We start from the raw sequence: 23769 nt of genomic DNA on the forward strand, positions 1-23769 counted from the left end.
TTCGTAGCGCTTTTTTTGTGGCACAGGCTTGAGCAAAAATCATTATATTATCATAGTGTTAACATTTTATGTACAAAGCATATACTTTTCGATTTTAATTCACATTTTTGTGTTTGGAAGAGTGGCAACGCCCTCTTCTGCACTAATTTTGCCACATTATGAGCTTTATCTTAAAACCGGTTGATACCGTTGAAACCATCAGCAGAGAAGACTTCAAGAAAAACTACCTTGATGCCAAACGCCCATTGGTCATCAAAGGATTAACCAAAGACTGGCCTGCCCGCGAAAAGTGGACAACAGAATATTTAAAGGAAATTGCTGGAGACCTAGAGGTGCCTCTTTACGACAACTCGAAGGCAGACCCGGCAAAACCGATCAATGCCGCAACGGCGCACATGAAATTTGGCGACTACCTAGACCTGATCAAGCGCGAGCCTACAGAGTTGAGGATTTTCTTTTTCAACCTCTTTAAAAAAGTGCCCAGCCTGATCAACGATGTAAAAATTCCAAAAGAGCTGATGGGCGGATTTATCGAAAGCATGCCAGCCATGTTTTTTGGTGGCTCTAACTCGGTAACCTTCCTGCATTACGATATCGATTTGCCTCATATTTTCCATACGCACTTTGGAGGTCGCAAGCACATTATTTTATTTGATTACAAATGGAAAGACCGCTTGTATTGCCTGCCTAATGCAACCTATGCCCTAGAAGACTACAAGGTAGACAACCCTGATTTCGAAAAATTCCCTGCGCTGAATGGCGTTGAAGGCTACGAGGTATTTTTAGAGCACGGCGATACCTTGTTTATGCCTACCGGCATGTGGCATTGGATGAAATATGTTGACGGTTCGTTCTCCTTAAGCTTAAGGGCATGGGATCAATCGATCAGCAGAAAAGTAGCCAGCGTTTGGAGCTTGTTCAGACATGGCGCAGTAGACAGCCTGATCAAGATGGCATTTAAAGAAAAGTACGCCAACTGGAGAGAAAAAAGAGCCGTTAAAGTAGCCGAAAGAGCTTTGGCCAAAAACAGGCCTTAATGAATTATGCCAACAGAAAGAGCTTAAAAAGCGCTAACCTGTGGCTTCTCAAAAATATCAAACGGGACTCTCAGCAATGAAGTCCCGTTTTTTATGAAACTATTTTTAGCCTTGGCAATAATGGCAGCAAAACCTAACTTTCTTACTTAGCCTTTCTCAGGTGCCTCACACGACAAAAACGGTTAATTTATACCGCCTTAGAAACCTTAGACAACCCTAGCAAAATCACCAAAGCACTTAGCCTACCTTAGGTGCCTCAGGCGGCAAAAACAGTTCATTAAAAACCTTAGAAAGCCTCAGGTAGTTAAACCAAACAATACATGCAACAAACTCCATTAAGCGAAAAAGAAAAAATGCTAGCAGGCAAAGCCTACCAAGCCGGGGATGCTACCCTGGCCAAAGAAAGATTAAAGGCCCGCGAAATCGTTTTCGAATTCAATAACCTAGCCCCAAAATTCATCAAGCAACGCAAGGAGCTTTTACGAAGACTTTTTGGCAAAACAGAAAAGATGTTTTATGTAGAACCGCCATTCAGGTGCGACTATGGCTACAACATCGAAATAGGCGATAACTTTTATGCCAATTTCAATCTCGTTATCCTCGATTGCGCCAAGGTAAGCATCGGCAATAATGTTTTTATTGCACCCAACGTTGCCATGTATACCGCTGGCCATCCCATCCATCCACATTTGCGCAACCAGGAGTTTGAATGGGCTCAGCCAATTAGCATAGGCGACAGCGTTTGGATTGGAGGCAATGTAGTGATCAATGCCGGGGTAAAAATTGGCAGCAATACCGTAATTGGTTCGGGCAGCGTGGTTACCAAGGATATTCCTGACAATGTATTGGCCGCCGGCAATCCCTGCAAAGTTATCCGCCAAATCACCGACGCCGACAAGGACTATTATTACAAACAGTTTAAACTTGACGAGTAAATTTTAAAAATTTAGCACAATGGCCTATTGCAAACTACAAACTGTTCCGTGCAGAATCTTGCAATTTTTGTAGCTCAACTTCCGCTATGTTTTCAATTAGCTGCTATGATCAACTACCACTTTCCACTGGCCGTTTATTTTACGTAGCAACAGCGTAAAATAACCTTTGGGTTCGTCCTTTTCGCGCTTTAGGTTCCAGCTTCCCAGTACAAAAGCCCTATCCTTCGCCAAAAAATCTACTTTTTTGATACCGAAAGTCAAAAAGCCCATGGCCGATTTATCGGGATAGCCCCTTTTATAATTGTCCAACGTTTGTTGCCAGCCATAAGTTGGTCCGCTTTTGCCTACAAAAAGCAGGCTGTCGTTTTTCCAATAGCCCTGCATGTAGGCTTCCACATCGCCTTTGTTCCAGGCACCGCGCTGTTTTTCGAGCACATCCAAAATGGCTTGCCTATCGGCTTTGCTTTGGGCAAACACGCCCGTGGCCAACATACACCCTAAGCAAAACATAGCTATTTTCTTCATCATTTTTTAGGTCTAATTTGTTTTGAAGATAAGATTATTTTCGCTTGGCCAAAAACTGGTTCAACATTTGTGCATCATTTTGAAGTCTAACGTGACAAACATCGCCGGACTGCTAAATTATCAATCTCAACTCTGATGTTCCGCTTTAACCTCAAGTACTTTCTACTGGCCATTTTAATCTTTTTGATCGAAGTATTCATTGCACTTTACATCCACGATGCCATCATCAGGCCCTACATTGGCGATGTACTCGTCGTTATTTTGCTGTACTATGCGGTCAAAAGCTTTCTCCACGTTCCTGTACTTCCAACGGCCATAGCCGTATTGATTTTCGCCTACCTGATCGAGATACTGCAGTATTTTCAATACGTAAAATGGCTGGGCCTACAAAATTCGCATCTGGCCAACGTAGTGATGGGCAATTCTTTTGCGTGGACCGACCTGATGGCCTACACCATTGGCATTGTGCTCGTGCTGCTTTTCGAAAAAGAACCTACATTTAAAAGAAGTACGTAAGTAGGTTGCCACGCGACCCTAAAAATGACATCAGGCTTAAAATAATCTTGGGTCAAACCTTTAACTTCGATATTTCGTTAATATAATTCGAATGAGAGGTTTTCAGTTTTCCAAATTCAGGCCTAACGACCTGCCCAAAGGCGGTTTCGATGAAATGCTAAAGCTTTTTACCGAATTGCTCAATTATACGGCTGGCGATGCGGGCGAAGCATTGGCTTGGATGAACGAGCTCGACAAGAAATACAAGTTTACCAATAACGATTACGCCATGGGCGATTTTATTGATGACTTGAAGGAAAAGGGCTACCTGAAGGAAGAAAACGGCGAAGTAAGGATTACTGCCAAAACCGAGCAGACCATCCGTAAATCGGCCTTAGAAGAAATTTTTGGCAAACTGAAAAAAGCGGGCAAAGGAAATCATAACAGCAACATTTCGGGGGTTGGCGAAGAGAAAAATGCCGACAGGCGAGAATATGCCTTCGGCGACAGCCTCGACCAGATAGACATGACCGCTTCTATCCAAAATGCACAGGTTAACCACGGCATTGGCAACTTTACCTTAACCGAGCGCGACTTGGAAGTAGAGGAAAAAGACTACAAAACCCTCACCTCTACCGTACTCATGATCGATATTTCGCACTCGATGATTTTGTATGGCGAAGACCGCATTACGCCAGCCAAAAAAACCGCCATGGCCCTGGCCGAGCTCATCAAAACCAAATACCCAAAAGATACGCTCGATATTGTGGTTTTTGGCAACGATGCCTGGCCTATCACCATCAAAGACCTGCCTTACCTGCAAGTTGGCCCCTACCACACCAATACCCTGGCTGGCCTCGAATTGGCTACAGACCTGTTGCGCAGACGTAAAACGCACAACAAGCAGATATTTATGATTACCGATGGCAAACCAACCTGCCTCAAGGAAAATGGCCGCTATTACAAGAACAGCATGGGCCTTGACCGGAAAGTAATCGGCAAAACACTGAACATGGCCGCGCAATGCAAACGGCTCAACATCCCGATTACCACCTTCATGATTGCCCAAGACCCTTACCTCCAACAGTTTGTAAGGCAGTTTACGCAAATTAACGGTGGCCGGGCTTTTTACAGCTCGTTAACGGGCCTTGGCGAATACATTTTTGAAGACTACATAAAGAACAGAAGAAAAACCGTAAAATAGTCGGAAGTTTGAGCTGGAAGTCCGGAGATAGACCAGACTTCCAACTTGCGGCTTCGGGCACCCCACTTAAACATGCAAGCAAAAACCCTAGGCGAACTCAAAGCCTCCAACTATAAATCGCTCAGCGTTAAAGACGAGCTCAGGAAAAACCTCATTAAACAATTACAGCTTAAAGAAGCTGGATTTGAAGGCATTTTGGGCTATGACGAAACCGTAATTCCAGAACTGCAGACCGCCATTCTTTCTAGGCACAACATTTTGCTGCTGGGTTTGCGCGGCCAGGCCAAAACCCGTATTGCGCGTTTGATGGTGAACCTGCTCGACGAGTATATTCCCTATGTAGCCGGAAGCGAGATTTTCGACGACCCATTGAATCCTATTTCCTGGCATGCCAAAAACGAAATTGCCCTAAAAGGCGACGATACCCCTATTTTATGGCAGCACCGCAGCGAGCGCTATACCGAAAAGCTAGCTACACCCGATGTAACCGTTGCCGATCTGATTGGCGATGTTGACCCCATCAAAGCCGCCACACTTAAATTAACCTACAACGACGAAAGGGTAATCCACTTTGGCCTAATTCCGAGGGCGCACCGAAGCATTTTCGTCATCAACGAACTGCCCGACCTCCAGGCCAGGATCCAAGTGGCGCTGTTTAACATGCTACAGGAAAAAGACATCCAGATCAGGGGTTTTAAACTCCGTTTACCTTTAGATGTACAGTTTGTGTTTACAGCCAATCCGGAGGATTATACCAACCGTGGCAGTATTGTTACCCCGTTAAAAGACCGAATCGAAAGCCAAATTCTGACCCATTATCCAAAAAGTATCGAGATTTCGAGAAAGATTACCTTCCAGGAAGCCAGGCTTACCGACGAGCAACGCAACCTGATCGAAGCTGATGGATTGGTGAAAGACTTGGTAGAGCAAATTGCTTTCGAAGCGCGCAAAAGCGAATATATTGACCAAAAATCGGGCGTATCGGCTCGTTTAACCATATCGGCCTACGAGAACCTGATCAGCAATGCCGAACGCAGGATGCTCATCAACCGCGAAACAAGCACTTTTGTCCGACTGTCTGATTTAAGTGGTATCATTCCGGCAATAACCGGAAAAATAGAACTGGTTTACGAGGGCGAGCTCGAAGGCCCTGCCAAGGTAGCCCATACCCTGATCGGCAAAGCCATTAAGCACTTGTTTGCACGTTATTTCCCTGATCCCGAAAGAGCCAAAAAGAGCAGAACAGCCAATCCGTATACCAAAATTACCGAATGGTTTACCGAAGGCAACACCATTGACATAGCCGACGACCTTACGTTTGCACAATATCAAAAAACCTTGATGGAGGTAGATGGACTGCACGAACTGGTGCAACAGTTCCATCCCAAACTGAGCGAAACCCAAACCTTGCTGCTCATGGAATTTGTGTTGCATGGCCTGGCTGCATTTTCTCAGCTGAACAAAAACTACCTGAATAGTGGTTTTGGCTTTGCCGATATGTTCGATAGTTTGTTCAATGCCGACCTCAGCGATGAAGATGAAGAAGATTTTAGGTAATTTTAGCGCTTCAAGCTTTATATATGGGTCGTAGCCTCTTTCTTTCTATCCTGTGTTTGGTTGTTTTGGCACTTGATTTCTATTGTTATTATGCCATCCTAAACGTTTTTAAAAAATGGTCGGCCAAAACCAGGCGCATTTTCGCCTACATTTGGTGGGCCCTTAGCCTGGTACTGATTGTTGGGGTATTTTGTGCCATTTACCTCAACTTGTTCCTGACCATCAGAGCCATTATACTGGTGGCCTTCTTCCTGCTTTCAACCGCCAAAGTATTTATGCTGCCTTTCTTGCTCATCGACGATTTGAGGCGGTTGGCCATCAAGCTTTTTAAGCGCAAACGAGAACCTGCTAAAGCAACCGAGCCCATAGCCGGCGAACCCATTAGCCGTTCGGCATTTTTGGTTAAAGCCGGATTGGTGGCGGCCGCCGTTCCGCTTAGTTCGTTGAGCTGGGGCATTATTTCGGGCGCCTACGATTACCAAATCAGAAGGGTGCGTTTGGTATTGCCCAACCTGCCCAAAGCGTTTGACGGCATTACCATGGCGCAGATTTCAGATATCCATTCGGGCAGCTTTTACAATAAAACAGCGGTAAGAGGTGGCGTAGAAATGCTGATGGCCGAAAAACCCGATTTTGTGTTCTTCACCGGCGATTTGGTGAACAACCTCACCAGCGAGGTCAAAGATTATCAGGATATTTTTGCCAAGGTCAAAGCCCCATTAGGTGTTTATTCTACCTTGGGCAACCACGATTACGGCGATTATTATTTTGGCAGGGGAACTTCGCCAGCCAAGGTCAAAAACCTGCAGGATATGGTTGCTACCCATAAGATTATGGGTTACGACTTACTGATGAATGAACATCGCCGGCTCAAAGTTGGTGGCGAAGAAATCGGCATTTTGGGCATCGAGAATTGGGGCATGGGCCGTTTTCCGAAATACGGCAAAATGGAACTGGCTACACAAAACACCGACGATTTGCCGGTTAAGCTGCTGCTTTCGCACGATCCTTCGCACTGGCGTGGCGAGGTATTGGAAAAATACCCGCAAATCGATGCCATGTTTAGTGGCCACACACATGGCATGCAGTTTGGCGTAAGGCTTAAAGAGTTTCAATGGAGCCCGGTGCAGTACATTTACAAGGAGTGGGCCGGACTTTACCGCGAAAAGCAACAACAGCTTTATGTAAACGTGGGCTATGGTTTTTTGGGCTATCCTGGCCGCGTAGGGATTTTGCCCGAAATCACGATCTTCACCTTGCAAAGGGCATAAATCAGCTTAAAAATAGCCCATCGCTTTAAAGTAGCTGTTTTTGATAAACCACCGCCTTAATCAAATGGCCATAATAATGCTTTTCGGTTATTGGGATGTATTGAGGTTTAAAAAACGGAGAAGTGTCTATCAGATCGTTTACGCGAACAACATTGATGAGCCTGAAAAACAAATGCATGGTCTTGAGTATTGTTCTTTTCCATAGCGCCGATTGTCTGTTCAGGTAGAAATCAACATCAATCCAAATCCCTTTTGTGGCCAATAAAGCATCAATATGGGCGAATACTTTTTCGGCCTTTGCCCAATCAAAATTATCGAACAAGAAGGGCGTGAGTACGGCATCAAAAAACTGGTCGGTTTGGTAGGTTTCAATATCCTGATGAACAAATTCGACGGCGTGATGTGTATCGACTTTTTTAGCCAATGCAATCATCTCAATGGACGCTTCTACAAAAACGATGGCAATGGGCTGGGTTATGGCATTCAGGTCTTTCAAAATCCACCCTGTGCCCCCACCAACAATAAGCAGCTTTTTGCAGTGTTTGATATAGCCCAACTGTTCGGTTTGCGCCTTTACCTGCGATTTAAAAAACACCAGTCGGCTTAAAAAATCGTATTGCTTGGCTATTTTATCGTATGAGGGTTCTCGCTTAGCCATAAGTAAGCACACCTAAAATCCCACAAATCGATTTAAATAAAATCAGCCCATCTATCACCATTAAATAGTAGAGGATTTTATGGCGCTTGCGCATGGAATAGGCAACAACAATGGTAGCCATAAAGGGCAAGGTATTAAACAGCAGTTGCAACGCATGAAAATGCCGGTAATGTGCAAAAATCAACAGCGAAGCCAGCCCAATAACCAGCAAGGGGATTAAAATATAGAAAATGGTAGCGCGCAAGCCATAACGGACCACAAAAGTCCGCAAATCCTTATTGGCATCGGTGGGATAATCCTTAATGTCGAACATGATGGCGTTTACGGTGCAGAACATCCAATTTTTAACAAAAAGCCAAATCCATAAAGGCCAATCCTTATCGTTGATATCGAGCTCTATTTTTAAGATGATCAGCAACAGCACATTCGCGCAACAGGCCCATACAAATCCAATTACAAAAGCTTTGAGCCAGCCCTTGTTGCGTAGGTTGAGGCTTAAAAAAGAGCGGGGCAACAAACCGTAATAAAATGCGCCGGCACACAGAATTACCACTATACTGGCCCAATAATCCCTGGGCAGGCTTAAAACGCCGGCTATATTCTTCACTAACAAATAAGTAGCCAGCAACATCGAAACGGCAAACAAGATCCATTGGCTATACTTCACGAAGGTCCGGTTCTCGGCATACCATTTTGCCCGCAAATTGGCTGGTTTTTGCAGCTTCATGGCGCCTCTGTATGCATAGGTGTAATAAACCGTAGGCGATATGAAAAGCAGTACAAAATAAGTGGCCGAAGGGAAAGGCAGCCCCAATTGCAAACAAGCTTCTATGGTAAGGGCAACGGCCAGCATACCAACGAAATAGTTGCCAAAAAAAATCGACCTGATGAGCTTGCCTACCATTCATTCAAAAATAAACAATTATCAAGCAGCTTGTAGCTATGATTTTTGAGGCTGAAGCAACGGGGTTGATATTTTGCCGGAAATTGCGATATTTACATTCATGCCGAGCTAATTATTGGCCAATAGACCAAATGAGCCAATTAACGAGAAATGTTTAAAAAAATACTTTTTTCTGTTCTGGACTTTCTGCTTTTCAGCAATATTTTTATTGCTGTTTGTGCCGTTGCACAAGGCTTGGTTACCTATTATTTACTGGGGCTTCCGGCAGATCGATATGTATTGGCGTTTTTGTTCTTTGCCACACTCATTAGCTATAACCTCAGCGTACTCTTAACCAAGCCGGCCTACCTGCAAAAATCGCAGTTCAAGAGAATAGACTGGTTCTTTGCGCATCATCGCTTAATGATATCGATAACGATGATTGCCATCCTGTGCATCATACCACTAGCTTTGCTGTACTTAAGCATGCAGGCCAAATTGCTGATGGGCTTTGTAGGTATTATTGCCGTGGCTTATAATTTCCCTTTTCTTACGCTAGACCAAAAAAAGATAAGCCTGCGCAACCTGCCGGTTATCAAATTGTTTCTGATTGCCTTTATATGGTCGGTTAGCTGCGTATTGCTGCCTATTGTAGAGCTTGAAAACAATTATGGCATTGTCATTCCGCTAGGCGAAACAATTCTTTTGCTTGCCCAGCGTTTGCTGTTCATCTGCGCCTTAACCATTCCTTTCGATAGCAGGGACCTTTTCCAAGACAAAATCTACGAGCTTAAAACCATTACGGTAACTTCGTGGGAGAAAAAGGCCTGGTTTTTTTGTTTGGTAATATTAGGGTTGTACCTGATCTTGCTGGTGCTGTTTACCAAAACCATCAACCTTGATGTGGCCGCTTTAGCCCTAACCATTTTTTTAACAGGCTGGCTCATTTTTAAATCGAGCCCGAAAAGAAGCGAATACTATTATTTCTTGTGGCTCGACGGCATGATGATTCTGCAGTGCGCCATGTTGTTTGCCACCAATCTGCTGGACAAGCTTTTTTAAACCGGAGATAGTTTTTTGTTAGAAAGACTTGCGAAGTTGTTAAAGCTCCGCAAGCGTTTTCAGGATATTTTATCCGGCATTAAAGCGGTAGCCGATCCCGCGAACGGTTTGCAGCAATTGCGGATTATCGGGATTGAGTTCTATCTTTTTGCGTAGCCTTACAATGTGCATGTCGAGGGTACGGGTGTTTACATCCGAATTGTAGCCCCAAACCACCAGCATCAGCTCGTCGCGGTTGATTACCTTGTTCGGATTGCGCAAGAAATACAGCAAAATCCTGTTTTCTAAAATGGTCAGTTCTATTTTCTTGCCATCGCGAAACAGGGTATGGATATTCGGGTGGTGCTCCATGTTGCCAAAACGATGTATTTCTGAACGGTCGTTGTTAAGCAGGAACTTCACCTTGCTATCGAGCATGGCTACCAGTACGTCCATGTTAAAGGGCTTGGTTACATAATCAGAAGCTCCAAAATTATAGGCATCGATCTTATCTACATCCTGCGCTTTGGCTGTCATCATAATCACCAGGCCTTCATAGCCCTGCTTACGTACTTCTTCGCATACTTCAGAGCCCTCTTTGCCAGGCAGCATCCAATCGAGCAGCACAATATCGGGCTTTTCGTTTACAATGGTCTCCACGGCTATTAGTCCATCACTGTTCTCCAACACCTCGTATCCTTCTGCCTGTAAACGGTGTACCACCAAGAAACGAAGATTTTCGTCGTCTTCAACAATCAGTATTTTAATTCCTTTAGACATTTTTTTTAGTTTTAAAGTGCAGTGCTTAAATTGGAACGTTACTGCCTACAGCATGCTACAGGCCAAACCCAGCACTACAACTCGTTATTATAGGGTAATACAATTTTAAATTCGGTTCCTTTGTCTACCACGCTTTTTACGGTGATTTCGCCACCCATAAAGTTAACCAGTTCTTTGCAAAAAGCCAAGCCCAGTCCTACGCTTCCATTCTGGTTGTAGCGGTTCTGAATGCGGTAAAACTTTTTAAAGATATTATTTATTTCCGACGATGGAATACCGATGCCTGCATCTTTAAACCTGAATACCACACGATCTTTAACCAAGCGGGCCGAAATATGCAGCTTTTTGTGGTTAACCGGCGAATATTTATAGGCATTTTCGGCCAGGTTGTCGAAAAGGCTGCCCAGCAGTACCGGATCGGTTACAAGGGTTTTAAAGCCATCCAGTTCGTAGGTAAAATCGAAATCGGGATGCTTGAGGCAATGTACATCGATGGTACTTTCGATAAACTCGGCCACGTTAATTTCATCGCGGTTAAGGGTAATGGCCTTGTTTTCGATTTGGGTAAAAGCCAGCAATTTGTTCATCAGTCCATTAAGCTTATCGGCTTCTTCGTCTAATATTTTTCCGTACAGCTTCTGTTCGCGCTCACTGATGCTTGGTGCGCTCTTGATGTTGTTGCCCGCAATCTTGATAACGCTTACCGGGGTCTTGAACTCGTGCGTCAGGTTGGTCAGGAAATCGTACTGCAGCTTGAACATTTTATGGTTGATGTTCAGGTTACGGTAAATGAGAAAGGCCACCAGCACCAATACGCCATAAAACAGCAGCAAAAGCGCGGCTATAGGCAAAAAGTAGCTGAATATTTCCTTCTTGACGAAAGACCTCGACGAGATGAAATAAAGCTTAAACTCCGAAAATGCCCCAGGCAGGGAAATCTCGCCGGTTATATATTCAGAAGCATCCAAAGGGTCGTAGGTAATCGGTTCTATTTTGATATGCTGATATAAAAGTGGCCGGGTGTTCTTAATCTTGATCTTGCTGGGGTCGAGCTCAAAAGAAAGCAGGTCTTGCTGGTAAATAGGATCCGAATCGAGCTTTTCTGACACCATCCTTTTATAGGTTTTGAGCAGTTCGGGGCTCGGAATATTAAAATAATCGATTTTATTGGAGCGAATCGTGGCAAAGCTGCTGAACAGCTTATCCTGGTTGGGCACCTTAGCCGTATCGAGCTTCTGCAAAAAATTGATGATTTTTAGCGCCGAAGCATTAAAATCTTCCGTTTCGGCATAATTCCTGCCTTCGCTGGCACTAAACAATTTGATCGAATCTTTAGGCACCAAGCTGCCAAACTGGTAAACACTCTTCATCCCGATGGCGAAATGGCCCTGGTTAAGGCCATTCTCCTCGTATTTGATGTTTTTTACCTCCGTATCGTAAAAAACTACCTTCGATACAAAGGGGTATTGAAGCAGGATGGTATCGACAAACTTGGAAGCCGTTGCTGAATCGAGAAAGCCGTTGTAGTAAGAAATTTCCGGCAGCTTATTAAAAAAGAAATCGTTATAAGGCTTGATGCTTTCTTCCAGCACATTGGCCTTGGCCGAAACAAATTCGTTTTCGATGTTCTTTTTGCTGTAATTGAAGGCCAAAAACAGGGAAAGGACGAATACAACCGAAATCAGGACAATAAAAGTGACGATCAGCGAAAAATTCTTGCGATATCCAGTATCTTTTTCTGAAATCATTTCAGTCTATTTCTTTTTCAAATTGTTCTCCAAAAAACTTTCGAGCGCGGCGTAGGTCTTTTGTCGGCTTTCTTCGCGCCCCATTCCGAAAGGCAGGTCTTCCCTTTCAAAATAAGTTACCGGCACGTTGCGCTTTTTAAGTTCTTTAACAAAGCGGATGGCATCGCTGGCGCTGATGCGCGGATCTTTGGTGTTCTGTGTAATAAAGATAGGGATATTTACTTTCTCGGCGTGAAAAATAGGCGATGCCTGGCGCATGTAGTCTACGTCGGTATCGGGGTTGCCTATAATTTCGTAATACATCTGCAGATTCGACCTAAAGAAAGGCGGAATGGTGCTCAAGTAGCTGAACAGGTTTAATACACCCGTATTAGAGGCTGCACATTTGTAGAGCTTAGGACTTTTAATAGCCGCATTGAGGGCGATGTAGCCTCCAAATCCACTACCGTAAATGCCAATGCGCTGCGGATTGGCAATTTTCTTCTGTACGAGCCACTGTACGCCATCATCAATATCGTCTTGGATCTTGCCACCCCATTGCTTAAAACCGGCGGCATAAAAATTCTTGCCATAGCCCGACGAGCCCCGGTAATTGATTTGCAGCACGGCATAGCCTCTGTTGGCAAAAAACTGGACTTCGGCATTAAAGCCCCAGGTATTTCGTTGGCCTGGTCCGTTATGCGGGACCACCACGACAGGTAGGTTTTTAGCCGTCGAATTTAAAGGCAGGGTGAGGTAACCGTTCAGTTTCAGTCCATCGCGCGAGGTAAAACTGATGGGCTTCATTTCACACATTTCTTCTTCCTTGATCGAAGAATTGATATCGCTGAGCTTCTTCAGCGTACCGCTGCTGGCAATGTACAGATAGTACGAACCTGGGTTACGGTCGGTAAATGTGCGCAACACAAATACATCTTCGCTCTTATCGCGATCGATGACCCTTACTTCTGCCTTCGCCAATAATTTATCCAGCTTTTGGTAAAGCACTTTGGCATCGTTGTCGAGGTAATGCTTTTCTTTTTTCCAAGTTTCGCAAACCACATAAGCCATTTTGCCCTTCCTTTTCGAGTATTGGGCATCTACCACGTTCAGGGTATCGTTAGAAAACAATACGCTTTTTTCTTTTCCCGTTAGGCAGTCGAGCTCAACCAAAGCGCTGTTGTTCCGGTTCACGTCAGAAATGGCGTACACCGTATTGGGTTTCTCTTCGGCAAAAGCCACCGGAAACAAAGTAGTTTTAAAATTATTGGTGAGTATGGTTTTAAATTCCTGCCCTTCGTTTTCGCGGTACAGCAATTTTTCATTTACCCCGTCGCTCGAAGTCGCCATGCGGAGCCGTCCTTTCGAATCGGTTATCCATTTGGTAATGTTGCCGGGGTTCTGTGCCGCCATTTCCATCTTGCCGTCGCGTACGTTGAGCCGATACACGTCAGAAACCGTCGAATCGCGTTGGTTAGACAGAATGAGCAGGTATTTATCGTCCATCAACTGGTCGTCGAGCACACGCATTCTCGTTTTTTCGTTGCTGCTCAGCTGGCGTTCGTCTTTGCCCCCTTTGTTGATGATGAACAAATCAGACTGAAACCGATCGCCATGTTTTTCCTTGTAATAGATCAGTTCGTTGTTGCTAACCCAGGAATAAAAGCTGATGTTTTTTTCGCGCAGGTGGGTTAGCTGCACCACTTTGCCCGTGGCGATATCTTCGACAAAGAGATTTTGCTTTTTGTCTTGCAACTTCAGGTACGAAAGACTTTTGCCATCCGGAGATATACGGTACGTGGCCCTGTCTTGCGATTTGAAAAAATCGTTGACCGGAATTTCGGGCACCTTATTGCCCCTGCTACAGGCCAACAGCAATGTTCCGAGTACCAATAAAATATATCTTTTCGCTAACGTCATACTTAAAAAATCACACAAAAATACGGAACACCTTGCAGGCAAGGGCATTTGCCGTTAATATTGTTACTTACTCCGCAGCCGTATTTAAGATTTCAATGTAGCCAACATTGAAATTTATTCAAATAAATTGCGAGTAACATTTAGAATACGCGCGCACAATTTTCGTTATTTGAACAAACAGGCTTAAATTGCGTTCAAAATAATTAATTTTAGGTACCAACGCCAAAACGTCTTCGATGAAAAGATTCATTTTGCTCATTTTTCTTTCCTGTTCGTTTTTTACGCTACTGGCGCAAAATGACATAGACGAGGCTTTGGCCTATCAGTATTACCAACAGGCCGACTACGAAAAAGCCGCGGTGCTGCTGGAAAAACTGTTTAATAAAACCAAGAACGACGGCTATTTTGAACTCTATTTCAATGCGCTAATCAAAATCAAGAAATACAGCGAAGCCGAAAGCCTGCTGAAAGGATTGATTAAGCAATATCCCCAAAAAAGCCAATATGCTGTAGCGCTTGGCCGCGTTTATCAGGAAAACGGACGAACTGCCGAAGCCAACAAGATTTTTCAGGAAGCCATAGCCAACACACCCAAAGACGAAAATAAATTTAGGGACCTGGCCAACAGCTTTTACCGTTTTGAGTCCTACGATATGGCGGCCGCCACATTTTTGCAGGGCCGCAAGCTCTTGGCCGACGACCAGCTCTTTTTATACGAACTGCTGAGTATCTACCGTTTCAAAAAAGACAAATTGGCCCTTATCCAAGAGTATGTTAATGCCCTGGCACTCACCCCGCAGTTGCAGCTGCAGGCGCAAAATGTACTGGCCTCCGTTTTCGAAAGCAATGCAGATTACCAGCTGTTGCAGGCAGCCCTGCTCAAAAAAATACAAAAAGACCCGCAGGCAGAGGTTTATATCGAAATGCTGATCTGGCAATACATACAGCAACAGGAATACGAAATGGCCCTGCGCCAGCTTATTGCGCAAGACAAGCGCACCAAGGGCGATGGCACGCTGCTCTACAATACAGCCAACACCTTTGTGGCCAATAAAGCCTATACCACAGCCATTAAGGCCTACGAATACCTATTGGCCAAGGGTACGGAAAGCGATTTTTACCTGCCCGCCAAAATTGAACTGGTTAATGCCAAATACCAGTTGGCCATTAGTGGCAAATTCGAAAAACCTGCCATCCAGGCCTTGGCCAATGAATACGAAGCCATTTTGGCCCAGTATGGCAAAACGCCGCAGAGCCTTTACGCCTTGCAAAGATTAGCCTACCTACAGGCCTATTACCTCAACGACCTGAAAAAGGCAGAGGCTACCCTCGAAGAAGGTCTCAAGATACAACGCATACAGCCGACTGACATGGCCCAGCTTAAAATGGATTTGGGCGATATCTACATCCTGACTAAACAGCCCTGGGAAGCCATTTTGGTTTATGAGCAGGTGGCCAAGCAGTTCGAAAATCAGCCCATGGGCAACGAAGCCAAATACCGATCGGCCAAATTGTTTTTCTACGTGGGCGATTTCCAGTATGCCAAATCGCAGGCCGATGTACTGAAGGCCTCTACTTCGCAACTGATTGCCAACGACGCCCTTAACCTTAGCCTGTTGATTTCAGACAACCTGCAAAGCAAAAACGACAGCTTGGCGCTTAAGATGTATGCCGATGCCGATATGCTGCAGTTTATGAACCGCAGCAGCGAAGCGTTGGTGAAATTGGACAGCATCGATGTTGCTTTTCCGAACAACAGCCTTACCGATGATATTTTAATGGCCAAAGCCAAAATCTACATCAAAACCAACGACCTGGAGAAAGCGGTGAACATGCTGAAAGAACTGATTGATGCTCACCACGACAGCATTTGGATTGATGATGCACTTTTTACCCTGGCCGATCTGTACGACAAAAAACTGGACAAGCCCGACGAAGCCAAAAAATTGTATCAGCAATTGATGAACGACTACCCCGGAAGTATGTTCAATGCCGAAGCCAGAAAACGCTTTAGAAACATACGAGGTGATAATGTAGGCACATAATCCTATCTTTGCGCATGCTTTTATACAATGTAACTGTAATTCTTGAAGATTCTGCTGCCGACGAATGGATGCAGTGGATGCAGGAAACCCATATACCCGAGGTAATGGCTACCGGCAAATTTGTGTCTAACCGCCTGCTCAAGGTATTGGATTCGCCCAATGAGGGGCAAACTTTTTGCGCACAATATGTGGTTGAAGACCTCGAAAGCTATGAGGCCTATAGAACCATGCATTCGCCCGCCCTACAGGCCGCAATGCAAGCCAGGTTTGAAAACCGGTTTGTAGCCTTTCGCACCCTCATGCAATACGTAGACTAGATGAACATTATACAAACACCTATTAAAGACCTTTTGGTGATCGAGCCAAAAGTATGGAAAGATGCCAGAGGCTATTTTTACGAAAGCTATAATGCCAAGGCCTTTGAAGCGGCTGGCATTCATGCCGTTTTTGTACAAGACAACCAATCTTTTTCTCAAAAGGGAACCCTGCGCGGCCTGCATGCACAAGCGCCTCCATTTGCACAAGGCAAGCTGGTAAGGGTAATCCAAGGAAGCGTACTCGATGTGGCCGTAGACATCAGGAAAGATTCGGCTACTTATGGCCAGCATTTCAGCATTGAGCTTTCTGGCGAAAACCATAAGCAGCTTTGGATGCCCCCTGGTTTTCTGCATGGCTTTTTAACGCTCGAAAACAATACGATTTTCACTTATAAGGTAACCAATTACTACGACAAGCATTCAGAGATCGGCATCATGTGGAATGATCCCACCCTCAACGTTAATTGGGGCAATATTGAGCGCAGCGAAATACTTCTTTCAGACAAAGACTTGCTCCTTAGCGATTTTAAGTCGCTGGAAAGTCCGTTTTAAATGAACAGCCCTATCTACGATTTGCAGATAGGGCTATTCCGTTTATTGGGCGAGGACCCAATAAGTCATGATTTATTGCTTGATCAAATCGTACAGCTCGTCTAGTTTAGGCGAAAGCACAATTTCTATCCTGCGGTTCTTGCTGCGATTTTCGGCCGAGGTATTGGGTGCCAAAGGCTGATACTCTCCCTTTCCGGTTGCGGTCATCCTTACGCTTTCTACCTTTTGCTCTTCTGTTAAGAAACGAACTACCGAAGTGGCACGCAGTACGCTCAAATCCCAGTTGTCTTTGATCTGGCCCAAATTGTTGATCTTTTGCGAGTCGGTATGGCCCTCAACAGCGATATTGATTTCCGGCTGTTGCTTTAATACGGTTGCCAGTTGCGTTAAGGCCTGTTTGCCCTTCTCGTCAATAATAATACTGCCCGAAGGGAACAGCAATTTATCGGTTAGCGAAACATAAACCTTGCCGTTCTTGATTTCGACGGTAAGGCCGTTTTTGGTAAAGCCTAACAATGCTTCCTGTAGCTTGGCCTTCAATTGGTTGGTCGCTTCGTCGCGTTTGCGCAGAATTTCTTCCACCTCTTTTAAACGCTGTTCGCGTTTTTTTAAGTCGGCCGATAATTTATTGATTTCGGATGAGCTGTTGCTTCTCAGCTTGGCATAGTTGCCGTCCATTTCGGTGTATTTGGATCTTAAATCGGCCAGTTGACCATTTAAAGAAGCGGTATCTGCCTTTAAGCGCGCTATTCTTTGTTCGAGGCTTTCGTTTTTAAGCTGCGATTCGGTCCACCCGGTATTGAGCGAATCTTGTTTGGCCAATAGAGCCTTGTATTTTTTCGGCGACAGGATAACACAGGAACTGAAAGCGGTAATAAATAAGGCAAATGCTGCCAAAAGGCCGATTTTCTTCATCAGAATTTAAAAGTTTAGGTTAACAATTGTGTGTGCGCTACAACTACGAGGCTGTGGCTTTTCTCAAAAATAGCATAAATGGCTGGATAGTCGCAAAAGCAGTTATCAACTTATCAACGATAGCAGGCTTTAAAAACTCCGAATCGGCAATTGGGCACATGGCCGCAAAGCTTTTGAGCTTAAGCCATTCGATCTGTGGGTGGCTGGGCTCGTAACCCTTGGGCGCCTTTTTCAGTTTGCCCTCCTCGCTGAGGCGAAACATGGCTTTAAAGTCGGGATGATTGATTATTTCCAAAAACTCAGCGCCATTGTAATCGATTTCTTCCCGCACCATTTTCAAGATGTGGGGTTCGGGTTGCCAAAACCCGGCTCCAAAGAAGCAGTTTCCAGGTTCGATGTGCAGGTAATAGCTCTGTGTGGTTTCGTTGTAGCCTTTAATGTCGAAGGCAATGCCATAATGTTTTTTGTATGGGTCTTTGTTGGGGCTGAACCGGATATCGCGATAAATGCGCAATAAGGCCTTTTTCGGTTCTGTAGCACCCGAAAACTCGGGATCGATAGTGGCCAGTTCTTTGATCAATGTGGCAATAAAAGGAAAAAGAACTGCCTTGGCCTCTTCGTAGCGGTGCTTGTTGGCCGCAAACCACTCGCGGTTGTTGTTTTGGGCCAGGTCTTTGATAAAATCGAACGTTTTTTGATCTAACATTGGTGGATAACTTTTGTGGTCCTATTGGTGATTATTCGATGGTTGAATAGTTAATTGTCATATTGTTAAATTGTTTACTGCCAACTGGAAACCGTTAACTGAAACCTGTCAAATGACAACTGGTAACTGTCAACTGATAACCGGCAATTACTTATCATATTCAGGCTTATACCTGATCTTGGGCGATAAATAATGTAACAAAAACACCCTTGAATATCGGTAATTGAAGGGCGATAACAAAAGCGATCCTAAAAATATGACACCAACATACAGCCACAGCGAATCGAAATCCAATCGACCGCCAGAAAAATGATAGGTAGCCAGTCCCATGACAATCATTTCGGCCATGTTCATGGCATAGCTTACGTACATGGCCGCATAGAAATAGCCGGGCTCAACTTCATAGCGAAGTTCGCAAACGGGGCAATGGTGCAAAGTTTTTTGGATATTGAAGCCATATAGGCTTCCGGCAAATATCGGCCCGCGCCTGCACTGTGGGCACCTAGCCTTGAAAACGGCATACAGCTTAGCGGTTTTCTTCATGGCTGCATGTGTTCAAACGGAGGTTAGTTTTCGGTATTTAAGGTAGGCGAAGATGCCTTTTTGCGGTAGTTTTTATACCACATGAATCCAATGCCTGCAATTAGCAGGTATGGGATGGCCAACAAGTAGACTACGCCATCGTTAATGCCCTTGGTTTGGCTGTTGCCGTTTTTGGTGCCCTGCTCTGCATTGATGGTACACATCGAACACTGTGCCTTGACACTAGGCGTAAAAGCAAAGCTAAGCGCAAAAAGAAACAAGAAAACAACCGCTTTTTTCATGATGATGCAAATATAGGCATTATTGTGGTTGAGGGGGATAAAAATAATGTCATAAAAAAGCCTCCTGAATCCTCAGGAGGCTTAAGTATTAATTTAACTATTAACTATTGCAGGGTACCTGTAAAAGTAAAGGTTGGGTTTTCTATACTCTTGAACTGGGCAAGTATAGTACCAGATGGATCACTAAAATAATCGATATTAAAGGTATCTACATTGAGGCGCTGGGCCAAAAGCGACGCCATAAATGGCACAATAATACCGCCGTTTCCATCGGCATCCACATAGGTGAACTTAAACACGCCATTATCCGATCTGGTATAGGTATAGTTGATGGTTCCTACATATTGTGTAGAGTTTTGTGGCATGTTAACCTTTAAGGTCATCTTTTTTGATGCATTATTAAAGGCGTAAGACATTTGCTCTAAGCGTAAGGCATAACCACCCGTTAACATTTTGTTGGCGGCGTCTGCCCTTCTTGTTACGTAATCGGCGCCCCAGCCTGGTGCAGTGGTGGCATTGGCTACGGTAACAGATGTATAACCAGTTCCAATCAGTAGCCATAGCGGCGTAATAGGTGTTGGATTGCTTTTCACTACATATTCTTTGCCTGTTGAATCGTACATGACCAAAGTTGCAGCATCTTTCCAGAAAAACCTGACAAACTTAATACCCTGATAAACTAAACCGCCACCTAGAATGTCGGCCCCATCTAAAGTGAAGGCAAATTTAGCTGAAGCACTACCTACGGTCATTCCATCAGCTAAAACACCTGTAAAAGTTACTCTTTTACCAGCTGCTAAATTATTGGTGGCATTCATGCTGATTCCAGCTTTTAAAGTAGCCGAACCGCTTGCCACTTCTACATACGGATACTTAACTGTAGTGAAAAAGTTCTTCAGCTTATTAATAGCCGTGAGGTAATCTCCATTCGTATAGGCAGTTTTTTGAGCCGCCGTGGCTTTTACCATTTTAAGTGGTTGTCTATATTTTTTGCCTACAAAGAAAATACTGTCGCCATTCATTCTGTCGTAAGTAAACTCGATGTCGCTGCTATAGCCTACTTTCGATGCACCGCCCAAAACAGCCCCGTTGGGATCGTCAAGCATCGAGATGTAATTATAGGTATCGAACACCAGTTCTGTGCCCATATCCTGTTTCACCCTGTAGTATGACTTGCCCAATGTTGTGGCCGATTCGTTGGTCATATCTCCAAGCATGGTTACGCCTTGTTCAGTATCAAAAGTGATAAAAAACCCATAACCGCCACCCGCTTGGGTTGGCATGGTCGCAATCCATCCGTTGGTGGCGCTTGTAAGTGTGGTAGAAACCAGCTTGATTTGATCGGCCGCACGTTCTTGCGGCGTTTTGTCAAACTTAGGCACGTATGATGTCTTTTTGCACCCCATCATCACCGACAGGAATACAAATGCATATAATATTTTTTTCATTTTCATCAATTTAATAAGCCAATGGTCCGTAAAAATAATTGGTTGGCGCATTCAACACGCTAAAACCGGCCAGTTTCATGTAGTCTTCGGGTACTACGTTCACCGGTAACCAGTTTGCTACAAATGTGTTGTTAACTAGGTAATCGCTCAATGGTTTTACGGCTGCAGCAAGGGTATTTGCATTTGCTACCCATGGTGCATCGGTTCCGCCAGGCGTTCCTGTTGTAAACTTCACTTGGCTGGTTGCTAAAGTAATCGCCATGTTGAAGGCATACTTGGCATCGAACACTGTACCAGCAGAGTTGGTATAGTTGATGTTCATCGTTACCGAAGTGGTAGAAGGGAAATCAAACCTTATAAAATTGACTTTGCGACCACCTGGAGCAATTGCGAACACATTGGCCACCACTTGGTCATAAAGTTGCTTAAATTCTGTAGAGCCACCATACTTTACATAATAATCGGCGCTAGGATTTAACATCAATGATTTAAAAGTGGGGATTGGCGCAGGTGCCGGGCTCGGCAAAGGTGTAACCAATGGCGTACGGTTTTTGCCAAGCCAATAGGCGAATTTGCTTTCTTTGAGACCAATACCAATCATGTACTGCTGCACTTCCATTTGCAACTTTTTAAAGTTGATGCCCAAGTTGTTGTAGTAGTTGATGACGTTGTTTTCTTTTTGGACAAACCTGGCCTTACCTGCGGTATTGGCAAAACTGGCCCAATCGTCATACCAAACCTGTCCGTTAATCAATAGCCAGCTGATGGTTTCGGCATAATCTTCGGTTGATACGCCACTGGCATAGCTGGTTACAAAACCATTTCTGCGGGCAGTATCTGTTGGCGTATCGTTGTATGGCTGCTTGTAAAACCCTTTCGAAATAGCCTCCCAATCGGTCGGGATAGGGATGATCTGGTTCAGGATGTGGCCAAACTCGTGGTGCATGATGCGTTGCCTATCCCAGGCATAGAACTGGCCTGCAGGCAATGGCTGGTAATCGTTTACACCATACAAGGTAATCCTTCTTCCGGCGGCGGCCGTACCGGCTACGCCAGGATCGGAGGTATTTGCATAGGCATACGAACCGAACAACACCCATTCTTTAGGCATATAGGTTTTGGTAAAGGTTTCGCCGGCAATTTTACGGTAGGGCGAAATGAAACCATCGAGCACCATTTGCATGGTGGGCTGTATGTTCTCCAGCTTGCTAGGTACCACGTTGGCCGTATTGCCATGGTAATACCTGTTGTACCTGTAAATGACGTCGATATTGTATTCGTCAAGGAAATTGGTTTTCAGCCATTGGTCTAATGGCGTGTTTGTGCGAGGGTCGTCTGGATTAAAGGTACTGTAATCCACGTTTAGCTTTTCTGTTTTGCGACAGGCAAACAACCCTACGGCTAGCAAAAAAACTGCTGTTGTTTTAATTATATTTTTCATCTCTGCTTATCTAGGATTTAGTTCAACACCTGAGGTTTTAACTTCTACTGGCAATTGGAAAAGTCGACGCGGATCTCCTGGTTTTAGCTCCCTGAAGGTTTCGGCTCCATCGGCGGCCAAGTCGTTATGGACAACCGTTAGATCACGACGGATGATATCGAACCACCTGAGGCCTTCTTGTAGGAACTCTGCTTTTTTGGCATCCAATATGGTTCTGATCAGGCCTTGCTTGACGTCGGTAATTGCCGGATAAAAACTAGTGATCTTTGCCAAAGTAACCGCATCGTTATTAGGATTATAATTTACGATTCTTACGCTGTAAAAATCATTGATATCCTTCAGCGCCAAATCGTTCATACCTAACTCTGCATAGGCTTCTGCCCTGTTCATCAAGGTTTCATCAACCGTTAAACCCGCGAAAGTAAGGTAAGGATACCCTATATCTGGGGAGATGTTAAAAAAGTTCTCCTTGAATTTGTAGGTGGTATAGTTTGGTACGCCGTACGAAAGCACGTTGTTGGCCAAGGCTTTTCCGGTAACGTTTTGTCCAGCCGAAAACATTTTGGCCATTTTAGAACCGTAGCCATGGCGAGGCGTAGTACCTGTACTGATGAAACGGGCGTAGGTAGAATAAGTACCCAACAACAACAGGTTATACTTTTGTCCGCTGCTCATGAAATTGGTCAAGAAATCAGGGAAAGTCATTAACCTCAACGTGGTTGAAATCGGGCGCATGTTGTTCACAAAATCATTGCCAGGCACGGCTAGCGTAGCATGGTCTACTACTTTCTGCCACTCGCCTGTAAATAGGTAAAAACGCGAAGCAAATGCATGTGCTGCGGCTGGCGTAAAATGATATTTTGGAATTTTGTAGGCTGATGCCTGCAACAAAGGCAAACCATCTTCCAGGTCTTTCCTGATCCTTTCGTAAGTGCTGGCCACTGTACCCCTGCTGTAAGGCTGGATCACTTTGGTTTCTGGCTTATCTACATAAGGCACGCCAGGTGCAGTATTGGCCCCACCGATTTTATAAGGCGTGGCAAATAAAGTAGCCAACATAAAATGCGCATAAGCCCTACACACCAATGCTTCTCCTTTGTATGGAAGGGCTCCGCTACCCAGATTATTGGTTTCTATCGATTCCAAAGCTTGGTTGGCGGCTGCAATGGCTTCATAACAGGCGTTCCAGTAGGCGGTAGCGGTGTTCGTGCCATCGCCAATCCTGTCTTGCCAGTTGTAAGGCAGGTCGATTACATCAAACAAAGAACCAACACCCACGCCTTTGTCTTCGGCATTATCTGAAGAGGCTTCGGTAAAGGTTAAATAATCGCGAGAAGGATAGGCTGTTGACACCAATTGCGACAGCTTCTCAACCGTATTGATCTCCGCACGGTTATCTGGCGATTGTTCTAAAAACTTCTTGCACGATGGCATTGCAAACAGCAACGTCACGCCAAGAGTGGTCCATAATATTTTATTCAATTTCAT

The 23769-nt window shown here is 44.7% G+C and carries 23 protein-coding genes; 10 read left to right on the top strand and 13 right to left on the bottom strand.

Translation table 11 applies throughout. The features are described 5' to 3' along the window. The first annotated feature begins 158 nt into the window (after positions 1-158). Together AC6H1S_RS16390 and AC6H1S_RS16395 are read left to right on the top strand one after the other, a co-directional pair. Positions 159-1037, top strand: coding sequence for a cupin-like domain-containing protein (locus tag AC6H1S_RS16390; RefSeq protein WP_199137071.1), 879 nt, complete (start codon positions 159-161; stop codon positions 1035-1037). 320 nt (positions 1038-1357) lie between these two features. Then, complete coding sequence (locus AC6H1S_RS16395) at positions 1358-1972, top strand: sugar O-acetyltransferase (protein ID WP_199137069.1); 615 nt, start codon at positions 1358-1360, stop codon at positions 1970-1972. Between the two features lie 96 nt (positions 1973-2068). On the opposite strand, the gene AC6H1S_RS16400 is transcribed toward AC6H1S_RS16395, so the two are convergent. Next, entirely contained in the window at positions 2069-2500 is a 432-nt protein-coding gene (locus AC6H1S_RS16400) for a YybH family protein (RefSeq protein ID WP_497564306.1), read from the bottom strand. A gap of 132 nt (positions 2501-2632) precedes the next feature. Here AC6H1S_RS16400 and AC6H1S_RS16405 point away from each other — a divergent pair, with 132 nt between their 5' ends. From AC6H1S_RS16405 to AC6H1S_RS16420, 4 genes are all read left to right on the top strand, one after another. Continuing rightward, a complete protein-coding gene (locus AC6H1S_RS16405) occupies positions 2633-3013 on the top strand; it encodes a ribosomal maturation YjgA family protein (RefSeq protein WP_497564307.1) in 381 nt (126 codons plus the stop codon). Positions 3014-3104: 91 nt separating this feature from the next. Then, the gene (locus AC6H1S_RS16410; RefSeq protein ID WP_497564308.1) at positions 3105-4196 is read left to right on the top strand and encodes a vWA domain-containing protein; all 1092 of its coding nucleotides are present in this window, start codon (positions 3105-3107) and stop codon (positions 4194-4196) included. A 72-nt stretch (positions 4197-4268) separates the two neighbouring features. After that, the gene (locus AC6H1S_RS16415; protein ID WP_497564309.1) at positions 4269-5753 is read left to right on the top strand and encodes a sigma 54-interacting transcriptional regulator; all 1485 of its coding nucleotides are present in this window, start codon (positions 4269-4271) and stop codon (positions 5751-5753) included. 23 nt (positions 5754-5776) lie between these two features. Next, entirely contained in the window at positions 5777-7024 is a 1248-nt protein-coding gene (locus tag AC6H1S_RS16420) for a metallophosphoesterase (protein ID WP_497564310.1), read from the top strand. Positions 7025-7049: 25 nt separating this feature from the next. Here the strand turns inward: AC6H1S_RS16420 and AC6H1S_RS16425 are convergent, their stop codons facing one another. Next, positions 7050-7682 carry a class I SAM-dependent methyltransferase gene (locus AC6H1S_RS16425; RefSeq protein ID WP_497564311.1) on the bottom strand — a complete coding sequence of 211 codons (633 nt, stop codon included), beginning with the start codon at positions 7680-7682 and terminating at the stop codon, positions 7050-7052. Beyond that, positions 7675-8586: a UbiA prenyltransferase family protein gene (locus tag AC6H1S_RS16430; RefSeq protein WP_199137054.1), complete on the bottom strand. Its 912-nt coding sequence runs from the start codon at positions 8584-8586 to the stop codon at positions 7675-7677. Before AC6H1S_RS16430 ends, AC6H1S_RS16425 begins: the two co-directional genes overlap by 8 nt. A 150-nt stretch (positions 8587-8736) precedes the next feature. Between AC6H1S_RS16430 and AC6H1S_RS16435 the strand changes: the two genes are divergently transcribed. Next, the gene (locus tag AC6H1S_RS16435) at positions 8737-9627 is read left to right on the top strand and encodes a UbiA prenyltransferase family protein (RefSeq protein ID WP_497564312.1); all 891 of its coding nucleotides are present in this window, start codon (positions 8737-8739) and stop codon (positions 9625-9627) included. Between the two features lie 69 nt (positions 9628-9696). On the opposite strand, the gene AC6H1S_RS16440 is transcribed toward AC6H1S_RS16435, so the two are convergent. The 3 genes from AC6H1S_RS16440 to AC6H1S_RS16450 form a co-directional block, all read right to left on the bottom strand. Further along, entirely contained in the window at positions 9697-10386 is a 690-nt protein-coding gene (locus AC6H1S_RS16440) for a response regulator transcription factor (protein WP_199137050.1), read from the bottom strand. Positions 10387-10460: 74 nt separating this feature from the next. Then, positions 10461-12134 (bottom strand): sensor histidine kinase, encoded by a 1674-nt coding sequence (locus AC6H1S_RS16445; protein WP_199137048.1) that lies wholly within the window; start codon positions 12132-12134, stop codon positions 10461-10463. A gap of 6 nt (positions 12135-12140) precedes the next feature. Next, positions 12141-14033: a S9 family peptidase gene (locus AC6H1S_RS16450; protein ID WP_497564313.1), complete on the bottom strand. Its 1893-nt coding sequence runs from the start codon at positions 14031-14033 to the stop codon at positions 12141-12143. A 236-nt stretch (positions 14034-14269) separates the two neighbouring features. On the opposite strand from AC6H1S_RS16450, the gene AC6H1S_RS16455 reads away from it, so the two are divergent. The 3 genes from AC6H1S_RS16455 to rfbC are packed head-to-tail and all read left to right on the top strand — an operon-like array spanning position 14270 to position 16947. Beyond that, complete coding sequence (locus tag AC6H1S_RS16455) at positions 14270-16078, top strand: tetratricopeptide repeat protein (protein ID WP_497564314.1); 1809 nt, start codon at positions 14270-14272, stop codon at positions 16076-16078. Positions 16079-16092: 14 nt separating this feature from the next. Continuing rightward, complete coding sequence (locus tag AC6H1S_RS16460; RefSeq protein ID WP_199137042.1) at positions 16093-16395, top strand: DUF4286 family protein; 303 nt, start codon at positions 16093-16095, stop codon at positions 16393-16395. Continuing rightward, positions 16396-16947 carry a dTDP-4-dehydrorhamnose 3,5-epimerase gene (gene rfbC / locus AC6H1S_RS16465; protein ID WP_497564315.1) on the top strand — a complete coding sequence of 184 codons (552 nt, stop codon included), beginning with the start codon at positions 16396-16398 and terminating at the stop codon, positions 16945-16947. 72 nt (positions 16948-17019) lie between these two features. On the opposite strand, the gene AC6H1S_RS16470 is transcribed toward rfbC, so the two are convergent. The 7 genes from AC6H1S_RS16470 to AC6H1S_RS16500 all read right to left on the bottom strand — a co-directional run bounded on the left by AC6H1S_RS16470 (position 17020) and on the right by AC6H1S_RS16500 (position 23769). Further along, the gene (locus AC6H1S_RS16470) at positions 17020-17862 is read right to left on the bottom strand and encodes an OmpA/MotB family protein (RefSeq protein WP_199137038.1); all 843 of its coding nucleotides are present in this window, start codon (positions 17860-17862) and stop codon (positions 17020-17022) included. Between the two features lie 43 nt (positions 17863-17905). Next, a complete protein-coding gene (locus tag AC6H1S_RS16475; RefSeq protein ID WP_199137036.1) occupies positions 17906-18568 on the bottom strand; it encodes a DUF2461 domain-containing protein in 663 nt (220 codons plus the stop codon). A gap of 147 nt (positions 18569-18715) precedes the next feature. Then, the gene (locus AC6H1S_RS16480) at positions 18716-19111 is read right to left on the bottom strand and encodes a DUF983 domain-containing protein (protein WP_199137034.1); all 396 of its coding nucleotides are present in this window, start codon (positions 19109-19111) and stop codon (positions 18716-18718) included. A gap of 23 nt (positions 19112-19134) precedes the next feature. Continuing rightward, positions 19135-19392, bottom strand: a complete 258-nt coding sequence (locus AC6H1S_RS16485) for a hypothetical protein (protein WP_497564316.1) — start codon at positions 19390-19392, stop codon at positions 19135-19137. 104 nt (positions 19393-19496) lie between these two features. Beyond that, a complete protein-coding gene (locus tag AC6H1S_RS16490; protein ID WP_497564317.1) occupies positions 19497-20840 on the bottom strand; it encodes a DUF4302 domain-containing protein in 1344 nt (447 codons plus the stop codon). A gap of 10 nt (positions 20841-20850) precedes the next feature. Further along, a complete protein-coding gene (locus AC6H1S_RS16495) occupies positions 20851-22281 on the bottom strand; it encodes a substrate import-associated zinc metallohydrolase lipoprotein (protein ID WP_497564318.1) in 1431 nt (476 codons plus the stop codon). A gap of 6 nt (positions 22282-22287) precedes the next feature. Further along, the gene (locus AC6H1S_RS16500; RefSeq protein WP_497564319.1) at positions 22288-23769 is read right to left on the bottom strand and encodes a RagB/SusD family nutrient uptake outer membrane protein; all 1482 of its coding nucleotides are present in this window, start codon (positions 23767-23769) and stop codon (positions 22288-22290) included.

It is taken from the genome of Pedobacter sp. TM02, assembly GCF_059705275.1.

Bases quoted from the DNA above. Each gene is read 5' to 3' on its own strand.
- AC6H1S_RS16490 (WP_497564317.1), bottom strand. From the start codon at position 20,840: ATGAAAAAAATATTATATGCATTTGTATTCCTGTCGGTGATGATGGGG.
- AC6H1S_RS16455 (WP_497564314.1), top strand. From the start codon at position 14,270: ATGAAAAGATTCATTTTGCTCATTTTTCTTTCCTGTTCGTTTTTTACG.
- AC6H1S_RS16480 (WP_199137034.1), bottom strand. From the start codon at position 19,111: ATGAAGAAAACCGCTAAGCTGTATGCCGTTTTCAAGGCTAGGTGCCCA.
- AC6H1S_RS16425 (WP_497564311.1), bottom strand. From the start codon at position 7,682: ATGGCTAAGCGAGAACCCTCATACGATAAAATAGCCAAGCAATACGAT.
- AC6H1S_RS16475 (WP_199137036.1), bottom strand. From the start codon at position 18,568: ATGTTAGATCAAAAAACGTTCGATTTTATCAAAGACCTGGCCCAAAAC.
- AC6H1S_RS16445 (WP_199137048.1), bottom strand. From the start codon at position 12,134: ATGATTTCAGAAAAAGATACTGGATATCGCAAGAATTTTTCGCTGATC.
- AC6H1S_RS16430 (WP_199137054.1), bottom strand. From the start codon at position 8,586: ATGGTAGGCAAGCTCATCAGGTCGATTTTTTTTGGCAACTATTTCGTT.
- rfbC (WP_497564315.1), top strand. From the start codon at position 16,396: ATGAACATTATACAAACACCTATTAAAGACCTTTTGGTGATCGAGCCA.
- AC6H1S_RS16485 (WP_497564316.1), bottom strand. From the start codon at position 19,392: ATGAAAAAAGCGGTTGTTTTCTTGTTTCTTTTTGCGCTTAGCTTTGCT.
- AC6H1S_RS16400 (WP_497564306.1), bottom strand. From the start codon at position 2,500: ATGATGAAGAAAATAGCTATGTTTTGCTTAGGGTGTATGTTGGCCACG.
- AC6H1S_RS16395 (WP_199137069.1), top strand. From the start codon at position 1,358: ATGCAACAAACTCCATTAAGCGAAAAAGAAAAAATGCTAGCAGGCAAA.
- AC6H1S_RS16470 (WP_199137038.1), bottom strand. From the start codon at position 17,862: ATGAAGAAAATCGGCCTTTTGGCAGCATTTGCCTTATTTATTACCGCT.
- AC6H1S_RS16405 (WP_497564307.1), top strand. From the start codon at position 2,633: ATGTTCCGCTTTAACCTCAAGTACTTTCTACTGGCCATTTTAATCTTT.
- AC6H1S_RS16390 (WP_199137071.1), top strand. From the start codon at position 159: ATGAGCTTTATCTTAAAACCGGTTGATACCGTTGAAACCATCAGCAGA.
- AC6H1S_RS16450 (WP_497564313.1), bottom strand. From the start codon at position 14,033: ATGACGTTAGCGAAAAGATATATTTTATTGGTACTCGGAACATTGCTG.
- AC6H1S_RS16415 (WP_497564309.1), top strand. From the start codon at position 4,269: ATGCAAGCAAAAACCCTAGGCGAACTCAAAGCCTCCAACTATAAATCG.
- AC6H1S_RS16495 (WP_497564318.1), bottom strand. From the start codon at position 22,281: ATGAAAAATATAATTAAAACAACAGCAGTTTTTTTGCTAGCCGTAGGG.
- AC6H1S_RS16440 (WP_199137050.1), bottom strand. From the start codon at position 10,386: ATGTCTAAAGGAATTAAAATACTGATTGTTGAAGACGACGAAAATCTT.
- AC6H1S_RS16410 (WP_497564308.1), top strand. From the start codon at position 3,105: ATGAGAGGTTTTCAGTTTTCCAAATTCAGGCCTAACGACCTGCCCAAA.
- AC6H1S_RS16460 (WP_199137042.1), top strand. From the start codon at position 16,093: ATGCTTTTATACAATGTAACTGTAATTCTTGAAGATTCTGCTGCCGAC.
- AC6H1S_RS16435 (WP_497564312.1), top strand. From the start codon at position 8,737: ATGTTTAAAAAAATACTTTTTTCTGTTCTGGACTTTCTGCTTTTCAGC.
- AC6H1S_RS16420 (WP_497564310.1), top strand. From the start codon at position 5,777: ATGGGTCGTAGCCTCTTTCTTTCTATCCTGTGTTTGGTTGTTTTGGCA.
- AC6H1S_RS16500 (WP_497564319.1), bottom strand. From the start codon at position 23,769: ATGAAATTGAATAAAATATTATGGACCACTCTTGGCGTGACGTTGCTG.